Here is a 12,841-nt window from a genome sequence, read left to right on the forward strand (position 1 = left end):
TCGCGGTGATCTTCGCGCTCGCGAGCCTGCCGCTGCTCGCCTTCGCGGGGGCCGCCCTCGATTACGGAACCGCCACGCGGATGCAGGCCAAGCTCCAGGCGGCCACCGATGCGACGGCCCTGAGCCTGTGCCAGAGCCCGAGCACGACGACCACGGCCCAGATGCAGGCCCAAGCCCAGGCCATGATGGCCGGCTACATGGGAGCCGCCGGATTGACGGTCGATCCCATCAGCGTGACGACGAGCCCGCGCAAGATCGTCCTGGCCACCCATATCAGCTCGCCGGCCCTGTTCGGCCAGGTCTCCAAGACGCTGGATCTGAATCCCACCGCCGTCGCGCAATGCGCGACGCCGCTTCCGAAGACGTTCGAGATCGCCCTCGTGCTGGACACGACCGGCTCGATGAGTTCGAGCGGCGGCAGCACGACGAAGATGCAGGCCGCCCAGCAGGCGGCGAACAACTTCATCGACTACGTCCACAACAACCCCGCCTTCACCGCGGATACGCGGATCTCGATCGTTCCCTTCGCGGCGTCCGTCGCGGTCAATCCGGTCACGTACCGGAACGCGGCCTGGATCGATAAGCTCGGCAAATCCTCCTACCACTGGAACAACGTCAGCGGCGCCACGGCGGCCGGGTTCACCAGTCGGTTCGGGATCTTCGATTCCCTCAAGACCGTCTCGCCGAGCTGGGGCTGGGGCGGGTGCCTGGAGACCTTGCCCTATCCGCTGAACGTCCAGGACGGGCAACCGGGGGCGAGCGCCGATTCCCTCTACGTCCCGATGTTCGCACCCGACGAGCCCGGTCAGGGGACGACGTCCTATACGACCTATGCGGGGAACTACACGTTCAACAGCTACCTGAACGACGCGACGGGCTCCAATTCCTGCAAGGCGGACACCAGCCTGAGCTTCGCCGCCACCGAGGCGCGGGCCTGCAAGTACGTCAATCCCCAGGGCGCGGCGCCCACGGAGAGCTCCTACCTCGCCCTGCCGAACGGACCCAATTTCGGCTGCACCAGTCAGCCCCTGCAGCGGCTGACCAACGACGTCACGATCCTCAAGTCGCTGGTCTCGAGCCTGAAGCCGCAGGGCGCGACGAACATCCTCGAAGGCCTGATGTGGGGATGGCGCACGGTGTCGCCCAACAGCGTCTTCGGCGATGGCGGCTCCTACGCCTCGGCGAACGTCAACAAGATCATCATCCTGATGACGGACGGGGCGAACAGCTGGAGCGACAACCCCTACCAGAACTACAACGGGACGTTCTTCTTCTCGATGGGGTATTTCAAGAACGCCGACGGCTCGACGCCGAACGGGCGCCTGCCGCCCAACTACCAGAATCTCACGACCACCACCCAGGCGCGCAACGCCCTGGACGCCCTGACCCAGACGGCCTGCACCAACGCCAAGGCGGCCGGCATCCAGCTCTACACGATCGGCTTCAGCACCGCGGGCGATCCGATCGACAGCCAGGGCCTGAGCCTGCTGAACGGCTGCGCGAGTTCGCAGAGCCAGGCGTTCATCGCCAACACCTCGGACGCCCTCATCGCGGCCTTCGACCAGATCGGAAAGAGCATCGGAACGCTGCGCCTGACCCAGTGAGGGCACCCGTCCCTGGGCCGGCTCCCAGACGCTGAGGGCCGTCGTCCCGGGCCCGACCCTCACACACCCGCGCCGTTCGCGCCCCGTCGGCTCAGCAGGTCCTTGCGGAACTTGGCATCGAGGCGCTGCATGAAGTGCTCGGCGCAGCACATGTGCTCGCGCATCTCGCGCCGGACGGCCTCGGCGTCCTCGGCCCGGTAGGCGGCCACGAGGGCGCGGTGGCTTTCGAGGTTGTGGGCGCCGAAGGCCTCGTGCTCGGTGAGGCTGTCGCTGCGGAATTCCACGAGGTCGCGCAGCAGGCTGTTGAGGAACCGGCACATGAAGGCGAGGAGCGGGTTGTCGCTGGCGTCGCACAGGATGTCGTGGAAATCGACCTCGACCACCCGGCCGAGGCCGCGCTGGTCGCCCGCGTTGGCGGCCTCGCAGGCGGCCATGTTCGCCTCCAGGCGGCGGAACTCCGCCTCGCCGAGGCGGCCAACCACGCTGACGCCGAGCGTCACCTCCAGGCTGCGGCGCAGGGCGTAGACCTGGGCGAAGTCGAGCTCCTGGAAATGCAGGAACCGGCGCAGCTGCTGGGCGGCGGCGTCCACCGAGATCGGGCGGATCTCCGGGCCGCCGTTGGGGCCGGACTGCATCGTCACCAGACCCTGGACCTCCAGGGCCTTCAGGGCCTCGCGGATCGTGCCCTTGGCGCAGCCGTAATGCTGCATCAGGGCGCGCTCGTTCGGCAGGCGGTCGCCGGGGGCCAGGCGTTCGCGGGCGATCCGGTTGCAGAGATCCTCGGCGATCTGGTCCGACAGCTTGATCCGCCGCATCGGCGCGGGCGGGCCGTCCACCTCGGGCGTGGTCATCGGGGAGCCGGACTCGGTGGAGCCCAGGCCGCGTCGGCGTCGAGGGGGAAGATCGGGCGGGCGAGCTTGGCGAAAGGGAACAGGCCGTAATCGGAGCTGGTGACGCCCCGGCTCGCGCACTCCACCACCGCCCGGGCGAGGGGCTCGAAGACCGGCCGGCAATACATCCGCGACTTCAGGATCAGCACCCGGGCGGCCGCCGGGTCGAGGCCGAGGCTGGTGAACACGCCGAGGTCCCAGGGCTCGTGCGGCTCTTCCGTGACGAGGATGCGGGCCGCGCCCGTGTCGAGCACCGCCGCCCGGCCCATGCGGCAGCGTTGGCCCGTATAGGTCGGGCCGGTGATGACGTAGTCCCCGTCGCCCAGCGCCGTCACCGTGCCGGCGAGGGGGAGGGGGGCCTGGCGCGGGAAGCCCGGCAGGGGCACGCGGTTGCCGAGGCCGCAGGCGACCCGGGCGCCCACGCCCGCCGCGTGCAGGGCGGCCACGGCCTCCGGATCGCAGATCGGGCCGGCGAGGATGCCGTCCATCCCGGCGTCGAGGGCGGCGGCGAGCACGTCCATCACGTCGCAGGTGCCGCCCGACATGCAGTTGTCGCCGTGGTCGAGGAGGAGCACCGGGCCGTCGCCGGGCTGCGCCAGCGCGGCTTGTCCCGCCGCGATGGACTCGGCCAGCGGCGCCTCCGCGTAGACGAAGGCGTCCCGGGCGTCCCAGAGCCCGGCCGCGAGGTCGCGGGCCGCCGCGTCGGCGGCGCCCTGCGTCTCGGCCGTGACCGTGACCGAGACGCCGGCCTCGGCGAGGTCGGCCAGGGAGAAGCCGCCGAAGATCGTGGCGGCGAGCACGCCGGGGCGGGCCTCCGCCGCCCGGGCGGCCGCCACCGCCGCCTGCATCGGGCCGGGTACGCGGGTGTCCATGCGCAAGGTGTGGGCGAGCATCGGCGGGTGGACCCAGGCGCGGTGGGGCCTGAGGCCCTCGTCGAGCATGCGCCCGACGATCCCGGCGACGCGGGCGCCGGTCTCGGCCATGTCCACGTGCGGGTAGGTCTTGAAGCCGGCGAGCGCGTCGCACTGCGCCACCATCGCGTCCGTGATGTTGCCGTGGAGGTCGAGGGCGACGCCGAGCGGCACGCCGGGCGCCAGGGCGCGGATGCGGGCGAGCAGCGCACCCTCGCCGTCGTCGTGGCTCTCCGTCACCATCGCCCCATGCAGGTCGAGGAGGATGGCGTCGCAGCCCGGGCGGATCGCGTCGAGGATCGCCGCGCAGAGCGCCTCGAAGGCTGCGTCCGCCACCGGGCCGCTCGGGTTGGCATGGGCCGAGACCGGCACCGCGACGGTGGCGCCGCGCGCCTCCGCGAAGCGGATGAAGGCGCCCAGCGCCGTGGTGCTGTCGCGGCCCGCCGCCAGGGCCGCGTCGCCCCAGAGCGGGTGGAAGGCGGCCAGCGGGGTGGCCAGGGGCGAGAAGGTGTTGGTCTCGTGGTTCACCCGGGCGGTGACGATGCGCATGGCGGCAACTCGTGTCGTTGGGGTCAGGGCGCGGCGCTTTGGCGGGCGTCGTAGTCGAGCACCGCGTCGAGCAGGACCTGCGCGCCGGCGGCGCATTCGGACGGGGCGGTGGATTCGGCCGGGTTGTGGCTGAGGCCCCCGGCGCTCGGCACGAACACCATGGTGGTGGGCACCAGGCCGGCGACGTGGGCGGCGTCGTGGCCGGCCCCCGAGACCATGTCGCGGGTGGCGTGGCCGCCCTTCGCGGCCGCCCGCCGGACGGAGGCGATGCACTCGGGGTCGAAGGCGACGGGCGCGGTCCGGGCGATGGCCTGCAGGCGGGCCTCCAGCCCGAGCTCGGTGGCGACGCGCGCCACGGCCGCCTCGAGTTCCGCCTCCAGGGCGTCGAGCACCGCGTCCTGCGGGTGGCGCAGATCGACGGTGAGGAAGACGTGGCCCGGGATGACGTTGTTGGAGTTCGGCGTCACCGTGAGGTGGCCAACGGTGCCCACCGCGTCGGGGGCGTGCGCCTGAGCGGCGGCGTCCACCGCCTCCACCAGCCGGGCGGCGCCGACCAGCGCGTTGCGGCGCAGCGGCATCGGGGTCGAGCCCGTATGGGCGGACCGGCCCTCCAGGGTGACCTCGAACCAGCGCATGCCCTGCACGCCCTGCACCACGCCGATGGTGGCGCCTTCCGCCTCCAGGATCGGGCCCTGCTCGATGTGCAGTTCGAACATCGCCCCGAACGGCACCGCGCCCGCAGGCGCCGTGCCGCGGTAGCCGATGGCGTCGAGGGCTTCGCCGAAGCGCGTGCCGGCGCTGTCCTGGCGCGCCTCGGCCCAGTCGCCGGCATAGATGCCCGCATAGACGCCGGAGCCGAGCATGGCGGGGGCGAAGCGCGCGCCCTCCTCGTTGGTCCAGTTCACCAGCAGCAGCGGCGCCTCGGTGACGTAGCTGGCCCCGTCCAGGGTGCGCAGCACCTCGAGCCCGGCGAGCACGCCCAGCACCCCGTCGAACTTGCCCCCCGTGGGCTGCGTGTCGAGGTGGCTGCCGAGCGCGATGGGCTGCAGGTCCGGGTTCCGGCCGGGGCGCAGGGCGAACATGTTGCCCACCGCATCCACCGTGAGGGTGCAGCCCAGGGCCTCGACCTGGGTCCGCAGCCAGTCGCGCACCCGGCGGTCCTCGTCGCTCAGGGTCAGGCGGGCGATGCCGCCGTCGGGGGTGGCGCCGATGGCGGCGGTCTCGGTCAGGGTGTCCCAGAGGCGTTCGGCGTTGATGGTGAGGTTCGACATCGGTGTTTCGGAGTCCCTGCTGCTCACGCCGCCTTCACGCCGAGGAAGCGGTCGCGCGCCGCCTCGTCGGCGACGAAGTCGGCATTGCCGGCCGCGTAGGCGACGCGGCCGAGTTCGAGGATGTAGTGGCGGTCGGCCAGGCTCGTGCAGACCGCCAGGTTCTGCTCCACCAGCAGGATCGGGACCCCGGCCTCGCGGATGGCGCGGATCTGGGCCACGATCTCTTCGACGATGACGGGGGCGAGGCCCTCCACCGGCTCGTCGAGCATGAGGAGCTTCGGCCCGGAGAGGAGGGCGCGGGCGATGGAGAGCATCTGCTGCTCGCCGCCCGAGAGCTGCGCGCCCCCGTTGCGGCGGCGCTCTTCGAGACGCGGGAACATCGCGTAGATGTCCCGCAGGCCCCAGGGCGAGCCCTTGCGCACGGCGATGGCGAGATTCTCCGCGACGCTGAGCAGGCTGAAGATGCCCCGGTCCTCCGGCACGAGGGTGAGGCCGGCCCGGGCGATGCGGTGGGCGGGCCAGCCCGCTACGTCGGTTCCGTGGAACTGCACCCGGCCGCCGCGCGGGGGCAGGAGGCCGCTGATCGCCTTGAGCGTCGAGGTCTTGCCGGCACCGTTGCGCCCGAGCAGGCAGACGATCTCGCCGTCGCGCACCTCCAGGCTGACGCCCTGGAGGATGTGGCTCTTGCCGTAGAAGCCCTGGACCGCGTCCAGGCTGAGGGCGACCGGGCCGCTCACGAGGCGTGCGCCCGGGCGGGCGTTAGGTCGCCCGTGATCATGTTGCCGAGATAGGCCCGCCGCACCTCCGGGTCGTCGCGGACCCGGGCCGGCGGCCCCTCCACCAGCACGCGGCCGGCGCGCATCACCGTCACGGTGTCGGAGATGTTCATGACGATGCCCATGTTGTGCTCGATGAACAGGACGGTGTGGTCGCGGCCGAGGTCGCGGATCAGCGCCGTCATGGCGGCGATGTCGTCGATGCCCATGCCGGAGGTCGGCTCGTCGAGGAGGATGACCTTCGGCGCCGCCGCCATCGCCATCCCGACCTCCAGGCGCCGCTGCTGGCCGTGCGAGAGCGCGCCCGCGGCGCGCAGGGCCACCGCGGTCAGGTCGAGGCGTTCCAGCATCGCCTCGGCCATGGCCAGCGCCGGCCGGTTCGCCTCGGCCCGGCGCCAGGGGGCCAGCGCCTGCCAGGGCGTCTTGCCCTGCGCGGCCAGCCGCAGATTCTCACGGACGCTCAAGGTCGGGAACAGGCTGGTGACCTGGAAGGAGCGGGCGAGGCCGAGACGCACCCGCTCGTGGTCGGCGGTGCGGGTGATGTCCCGGCTGCCCAGGGTGATGCGCCCGGCCGAGGGCGCGATCCGACCGGTCAGCGCGTGGAACAGGGTCGTCTTGCCGGCGCCGTTCGGGCCGATGATCGAGTGGACGCTGTTCTCGGCGATGCGCAGGGTCACGTCCTGCAGGGCGACGAAGCTGCCGTAGCGGACGCTCAGGGCGTCGGTAGCGAGGATCGGCGCGCTCATCGGGCGACCTCCGGTGCGCGGCCGGTCTCCGCGCCGGGAAGAGCCTCCGGCGCGGGCGCGACCTCGGGGGCGGTCACCACGGGCCGGTCCGGCGCCGGATCGTCGACCGGCGGCGCCCGCGTCACGAGGGCGACGGCGTGCTCGATCAGGCCCCAGAGGCCGCGCTGCAGGAACAGCGTGATGACGATGAGGAGGAGCCCGAGCAGGAGGAGCCAGCGCGGCCAGATCGCCGAGAGGGCGTCGGCGGCGAGCAGGTAGGCGCCGGCCCCGAGGAGCGAGGCGAACAGGTTGGCGCTGCCGCCGATGATCGTCATGATCAGCAGGGTCTCGCTGGTGTGGTAGTCGATGTTCGAGAGGGGCGCGACGCCGATCAGCATGGCGTGGAGCGCGCCCGCGAAGGCCGTCACCGCCCCGGAGATCGCGAAGGCCGCGACCTTGAAGGCGCGCACCGGATAGCCGATCGCCCCGGCCCGGCCCTCGTTGTCGCGGATGGCGAGCAGGGTGCGCCCGAAGGTCGAGAGCGCGACCCGCTGCAGGGCGGCGAAGAGCCCGAGGAAGAGCACGGCCACGAAGGCGTAGTAGGTCCAGGGATCGGCCAAAACCGTGCCGGCGAGGCGCGGGCGGGGAATGTCGAGCAGGCCGTTGTCGCCGCCCGTGAGGCCGCTGAAGGTGTAGGCCAGGAAGTAGAACATCTGCGAGAAGGCCAGCGTCAGCATGACGAAGTAGACGCCCTGGCGCCGGATCGAGACCCAGCCCACGCCGGCCGCCACCAGCGCCCCCAGGGCCAGGGACAGCAGCAGCATGACGGGGGCGGGCAGGCCGGCGCGGACGAGGCCGAGCCCGGCGACGTAGCTGCCCAGGCCGAAGAAGATGCCCTGGCCGAAGGAGAGGAGGCCGGTATAGCCCAGCAGCAGGTTGCAGGCGGCGACCGCCAGCCCGTAGATCAGGATCTCGCTGGCCAGCGTGCCGGAGCGCATGACGAGCGGCAGGATCAGCACGGCGGCGAGCGCGAGGCCGAACTGGACGAGAGGCCGGTCGAGAAGAGGGACCATCGCGAAATCCTCCTCAGGCCCGGCCGAACAGGCCGCGCGGCATCGCCATGATGATGCCGGCCATGCCGAGATAGATGACGAGGCGCGCCCCCTCGGGCCACAGGGTGGCCATCAGGCTCTGGGCGATGCCGACGAGGAGGCCGGCGGCGAGCGCCCCGGCGTAGCTGCCCATGCCGCCGATCACCACCACCACGAAGGCGATGCCGAGCGCCTCGACGCCCATGAAGGGCTCGACGCCGCGGATGGGGGCGGCCAGCGCCCCGGCCAGCCCCGCGAGCCCCGCGCCGAGGGCGAAGACGGCGGTGTTGATGCGCAAGGTATCGTAGCCGAGGAGCGCCATGTTCGCGGGCGATTCCGACCCCGCCCGCACGATGGCGCCGAGCCGCGTCCGGTCGAGGAGCCACCACAGGCCCGCGGCCAGGAGCGCCGTGAAGCCGATTACGAAGAGCCGGTACTCCGGATAGACGAAGTCGCCGAGGATCAACACGCCGCTCAGTTCCTCCGGCGGGGCGACGTTCCCGCCGAGGGGTCCCCAGACGATGATGACGAGTTCCTGCACCACCAGGGCGAGGCCGACGGTGACGAGGATGTGGAAGGTGTGGGGCAGCTTGTAGACCCGGCGCAGGAGCAGCCGCTCGGTCAGGGCCGCCAGCCCCGCGACGACGAGGGCGGCGAGCGGCATCGCCACCCAGAAGCTCAGGCCCCGCTCGACGCCCTCGTAGGCGAGGTAGGCCCCCAGCAGGTAGAACGCCCCGTGGGCGAAATTCACGAACTGCAGCAGCCCGAAGATGATGCTCAGGCCCACCGCCAGGAGGAAGTAGAGCATCCCGAGCCCGAGGCCGTTCAGGATCTGGAACAGGTAGGTCACGGAGTCTCCCGTTCAGCCAAGGTGTCGTCCGCGTCGCGGGTCGGGTGAGGGGTGCGTGCTGTCCGGAGAGGTCGCCCCCTCGCCCGGTCGCTCCGCGACCACCCTCCTCCGCGGAGGGGGGAGGGTCGGAGCCAGCCCTCACGCCATCTTCCTCACGCCATCTTGCAGCCGGCGGCCTCGGGCGAGAGGAACGACTTGCCGGACTGGATGACGTCGGCGAAGTCGTCCTTGTCCTTCATGGCGGACTTCGCCTTGCCCTTGAGCAGGTAGTAATCCTTGATGACCTGGTGGTCCGCGGCGCGGATCTCCTCCTCGCCGGTCAGGCCGGCATAGCGCATCCCTTCAAGGGCCTTGATCACGGCGGGGCCGTCGGCGCTGCCGGCCTTGGCGGCGGCGTCGAGGAGCAGCTTGGTGATCTGGTACGAGCCGGCGAAGGAGTAGTTCGGCGTCATCCTGGCGGTCTCGCGGACCTTGGCCACCAGGGCCTTGTTCAGGGGCGAGTCGATGCCGTGCCAGTACTGCGCGCCGAAATAGACGCCCTCGCAGAGATCGGCACCCAGGGCCTCGAACTGCTCCAGGCCCGAGGCCCAGGCGAGCACGATGGTCATGCGCTTCTTGAGGCCGAAGCTCACCGCCTGGCGCAGGGCATCCGAGGATTGCGAGCCGAAGTTGAGGAGCAGCAGCACGTCGGGCTTGGCCGCGATCGCGTTGGTCAGGTAGCCGCTGAACTCCTTCTCGGCCAGCGAGTGATAGCTGTTGCCGACATGCTCGATGCCCTTCTCCTGGAAGACCGCCTTGGCGGCGCTCAGCAGGCCCTCGCCGAACACGTATTGCGGAGTGATGGTGTACCAGCGCTTGGCGTCGGGCATCTGCGCGATGAGGGGCCGCACCGTCTGCGCGATGGCGCCGAAGGTCGGCACCGTCCAGCGGAAGGTGCTGCGGTTGCAGTCGGAGCCCGTGATCTCGTCGGCGCCCGCCGTGGTGATGAAGACGCCGTCGGACTTCGCCGCCTCCTTGCCCATCACCAGGGCCTCGGAGGAGAGGATGCCGCCGGCGAAGAGCCGGGTGCCCTGCGCCATCGCCTCCTGCACCTTGCGGGCGGCCGGCGCCGGCTTGCCCTCGGTGTCGATGTCCGCGACCGTGACGGTGCGTCCGAGGACCTTGCCGGCCTCCTGCGCCGCGAACGCGGCGCCGAGCGAGGCGTACTTGCCGTTGGCCGCGAAGGCGCCGGAGATCGGCAGCGGGGCGCCGATGACGAGAGGCCCCTCCGCCGCGTGGGCGCCGCGCAGGACACCGGACAGCGGGAGGCCGGAAGCCCCCAGGGCGGCCGCCGTCAGCGAGGTCTTCAGAAACGCACGACGATCACGCATGGCACCGCTCCCCGCTCTCGCGCCGGTCGAACTATCCAAACTATACGCATAGAATATGCGCGTGTTCGATCCGTCAAGCGGTCGTGGATGTTGCGCTGCACTTGTGCAATTGCGGGTCGTAAGCCAGGATTTCAGGCAGGCGATGCTCGTTATCGCTGCAGGATCGACCGGGTCTTGGCGCGCTTGACCGGGCCGAGGGCGAAGGTCGATTCGATCGAGGCGACGTCGTCGTGGCGGCTGAGGTTGTCGTTGGGGAAGCGCGCCGCCTCCCGGTGGCGACGCCGGCGGGCTTCGCACGCCCGCCTCAGGGCGGAGCGCGCCAGCCGATCAAGGCGTCGCCGATCGGTCTGGGGCTGGACGGACGCGCCGATCCGACCCCGAGGGGGAGGCCGGTTCAGACCCCGATCGCGCCGTTGTGCAGGGCGCGCAGCTCGACGTAGCTCATGGTCTCGCTGCTCCAGCTCGGCCCGTCGCAATCGTGGAGCCGCTTGGGGAGCGGCTTGTGCTTGTCGCCCTGGTAGAACCCCAACACGACGGTCTGGCCGTCGGTATCGTCGCGCTCGATCCGGTAGGCCGGCCGAACCTCCGATCCGAGGCGGCTGATCCGAACCCGCAGGGTCGGATTGCGCGCCTGGTCGGGGACCATGTTGCGGTAGACGCCTCTCAGGTACTCGAGGCGGTCGGCGTTCCGGCCCGCGAGATCCGCGATGGAGACGTTCTCGGCGAGCATGGCGGGGGAGGTCATGGGGTTCGGCTTTCGGTTGGGAGCGGGGGCGCTTCGCAGCGCCGGTCAGGCGACGGCCGGGGCTTCCTCGGTCGTCACAACGAATCGGGTCAGGGTGTTGGGCCCGAAGGTCAGGGTGAGCGGCACGTCGGCCGCATCCCGGCCGTAGGCGATCAGGATGCGGCCGATCCGCGACGCATTGTTGCGCGGATCGAAGGTGTGCCAGCTTCCATCGAGGAAGACCTCCATCCAGGCCGCGAAGTCGCCCGGTGCGTGCGGGAGCGGCAGGCCGATGTCGCTGACGTAGCCGTTGCAGTAGCGCGTCGGGATGTTGAGGCAGCGGCAGAAGGCGATGGCGAGGTGCGCGTAGTCGCGACAGACGCCGCGCTGCTCCTCGAACACCTCGAAGGCGGTCCGGGTGGCGCGGGCATGCTCGTAGCCAAAGGTGATGCGGTCGTGCACGTAGTCGCAGATCGCCTGGACACGGCTCCAGCCGGGCGGCAGATGGCCGAACAGGTCCCAGGCGATCTGCGAGAGGCGGTCGGTCTCGCAGTAGCGGCTGCCCAGGAGGAACAGGAGGCTGTCGGTCGGGAGCTGCGCGATGGGCGTCTCCGCCGCCGTCGGGTGCGGATGGTCCCCGCGGCCCCCGTCGCGCACGATCGTCTCGGTCTTCAGCGTGAACGCGCCGGCCGGAGCCGTCATCCGCTGGCACCAGTTGCCGAAACTGTCGCGATAGCCCTCCAGCGGCACCGCGGGCTGCGTGACGAGGTGGTCCGGGCGCTCCAGGTCCGAAACCCGCGAGGCATGGACGTTGAGGGTGGCGATGACCGGGGTGGGCTGGGGGAAGGTGTAGGTCATCTCGCAGCCGACGAGGATGCGCATGGGGTCTCTCCGGGATTGTCGTCGCGCGCGGGAGGGGGCCGCCGGGCCGCGAGGGGGCGGTTCCGCTGGCCGAGGGGCTTCCCTCAGTGCAGGGTCGGCGGCGGCTCCAGGAACACGCGCATGCCATCGCCCGCCTCGACGGCCTCGGTGAACGCGTCGAGGGCATCCGCGTCGCAGGCGAAGGTGGTGTCCCAGAGGGTCGACCATCCCGTCGGATCGATGACCTCCAGCGTCCAGGGATCCTGGGAGCCGGCGAAGCGGTAGACGTTCACCGTCACCGTGATGCCGTCCTGGGTCGCCTGTCCGGTCAGGTCCGAGAACTCCATCGTCGGTTTCTCGTAGGGCATGCGGTGTCTTTCTCGATGGACGAGGTCACCGCAGGAGCCCGGACGGGTCCCTATCTCATGAGCCGAATAACAGGTCTTTAGCAGAGTTCGGGTCGCAACGGTTCGAAAATCGCAATCTACCGCAACGATGCGTCGTCTCATCGGCCCTGCACACTTTAGTCCAGTCCTCGTCGATCTCGGACCGAGAGAAAGTTCGCTGATCCGACAGGGCTGCATCGGGAGGCCGATGCGTCTGTGAACGTTCGGCCGCGAAGTCCTGTCACGGAGCGACGCGTTCCCAAGACACGGGCCGAGACACGGACCAAGAGACGGGCCAAGAGACGGGCCAAGACAGAGGCCCAGGCACAGAGCCCGTCCCGTGCGCCGGTGCGGCCGGGTCGATGACGGAAGGCTACCCGGCCTGGGCCAATTATCCAGTCTTGGCCAACAGAAAGAGCCCGGTGCCGATGGCGAGCAGGGTTCGGGACACCCGGGAGAAGGCGAGGGCGCCCGCGCCGTCCTCCAGGGATCGCAGATGGGCGACCTGGGCGAACAGCGCGGCCCAATAGGCGGCCCAGAGGCCCAGGACGGAGATCAGCCCCATCGGCCCGGCGGCTAGGCTTCCACCCGGCGCTCGTGCCGCCACAGCGCGATGGCGTGCCGGCGCGCCTCGTAGGCCCGCCGCATGGGCGTATCGACGGCGCCTTGCCCCTCCGGACGGTAGCCGAAGCGGAGGACGCCGTCCGAGCCGTAGAGACGCGTCATCTCGGAACGCCACACCTGATCCGTGCGGGTGAGAACCGCCTCGGTCTCGGCCAATCGGTTCATGGGCATCGGGGCTCGCTGATGTGAGGTGATCTTCATCTCAACGC

General features: G+C 70.8%; 14 protein-coding genes. 1 reads left to right on the top strand and 13 read right to left on the bottom strand.

Features of this window, described 5'->3' with window-relative positions; translation table 11 throughout:
* The first annotated feature begins 5 nt into the window (after positions 1-5).
* Positions 6-1,604, top strand: coding sequence for a Tad domain-containing protein (locus tag ASF41_RS14130; protein ID WP_244472696.1), 1,599 nt, complete (start codon positions 6-8; stop codon positions 1,602-1,604).
* A 59-nt stretch (positions 1,605-1,663) separates the two neighbouring features.
* Here ASF41_RS14130 and ASF41_RS14135 read toward each other — a convergent pair whose 3' ends face one another.
* The 13 genes from ASF41_RS14135 to ASF41_RS14190 form a co-directional block, all read right to left on the bottom strand.
* Positions 1,664-2,455 (bottom strand): FadR/GntR family transcriptional regulator, encoded by a 792-nt coding sequence (locus ASF41_RS14135; protein ID WP_056494112.1) that lies wholly within the window; start codon positions 2,453-2,455, stop codon positions 1,664-1,666.
* Complete coding sequence (locus ASF41_RS14140) at positions 2,452-3,954, bottom strand: M81 family metallopeptidase (protein WP_056382021.1); 1,503 nt, start codon at positions 3,952-3,954, stop codon at positions 2,452-2,454. Before ASF41_RS14140 ends, ASF41_RS14135 begins: the two co-directional genes overlap by 4 nt.
* 23 nt (positions 3,955-3,977) lie before the next feature.
* A complete protein-coding gene (locus ASF41_RS14145; protein WP_056494114.1) occupies positions 3,978-5,225 on the bottom strand; it encodes a Zn-dependent hydrolase in 1,248 nt (415 codons plus the stop codon).
* Positions 5,226-5,248: 23 nt separating this feature from the next.
* Entirely contained in the window at positions 5,249-5,962 is a 714-nt protein-coding gene (locus ASF41_RS14150) for an ABC transporter ATP-binding protein (protein WP_056216130.1), read from the bottom strand.
* Positions 5,959-6,747, bottom strand: coding sequence for an ABC transporter ATP-binding protein (locus ASF41_RS14155; protein ID WP_056494125.1), 789 nt, complete (start codon positions 6,745-6,747; stop codon positions 5,959-5,961). Before ASF41_RS14155 ends, ASF41_RS14150 begins: the two co-directional genes overlap by 4 nt.
* Entirely contained in the window at positions 6,744-7,799 is a 1,056-nt protein-coding gene (locus ASF41_RS14160) for a branched-chain amino acid ABC transporter permease (protein WP_082504418.1), read from the bottom strand. The genes ASF41_RS14155 and ASF41_RS14160 overlap by 4 nt, the downstream gene beginning before the upstream one ends.
* A 13-nt stretch (positions 7,800-7,812) precedes the next feature.
* On the bottom strand, positions 7,813-8,667 hold the full coding sequence (locus ASF41_RS14165; protein ID WP_082487503.1) for a branched-chain amino acid ABC transporter permease: 855 nt from the start codon (positions 8,665-8,667) through the stop codon (positions 7,813-7,815).
* Between the two features lie 152 nt (positions 8,668-8,819).
* Complete coding sequence (locus ASF41_RS14170; protein ID WP_056494128.1) at positions 8,820-10,037, bottom strand: ABC transporter substrate-binding protein; 1,218 nt, start codon at positions 10,035-10,037, stop codon at positions 8,820-8,822.
* Positions 10,038-10,431: 394 nt separating this feature from the next.
* Positions 10,432-10,782, bottom strand: a complete 351-nt coding sequence (locus ASF41_RS14175) for a hypothetical protein (RefSeq protein WP_056216124.1) — start codon at positions 10,780-10,782, stop codon at positions 10,432-10,434.
* 45 nt (positions 10,783-10,827) lie between these two features.
* On the bottom strand, positions 10,828-11,643 hold the full coding sequence (locus ASF41_RS14180) for a transglutaminase family protein (protein WP_056216122.1): 816 nt from the start codon (positions 11,641-11,643) through the stop codon (positions 10,828-10,830).
* An 83-nt stretch (positions 11,644-11,726) separates the two neighbouring features.
* On the bottom strand, positions 11,727-11,990 hold the full coding sequence (locus ASF41_RS14185) for a hypothetical protein (RefSeq protein ID WP_056216120.1): 264 nt from the start codon (positions 11,988-11,990) through the stop codon (positions 11,727-11,729).
* A 409-nt stretch (positions 11,991-12,399) separates the two neighbouring features.
* Complete coding sequence (locus tag ASF41_RS25625) at positions 12,400-12,573, bottom strand: hypothetical protein (RefSeq protein WP_200917584.1); 174 nt, start codon at positions 12,571-12,573, stop codon at positions 12,400-12,402.
* 11 nt (positions 12,574-12,584) lie between these two features.
* A complete protein-coding gene (locus ASF41_RS14190; RefSeq protein ID WP_244472697.1) occupies positions 12,585-12,797 on the bottom strand; it encodes a hypothetical protein in 213 nt (70 codons plus the stop codon).
* Positions 12,798-12,841: the final 44 nt, after the last annotated feature.

Source organism: Methylobacterium sp. Leaf111 (assembly GCF_001423285.1).
Taxonomy (GTDB): domain Bacteria; phylum Pseudomonadota; class Alphaproteobacteria; order Rhizobiales; family Beijerinckiaceae; genus Methylobacterium.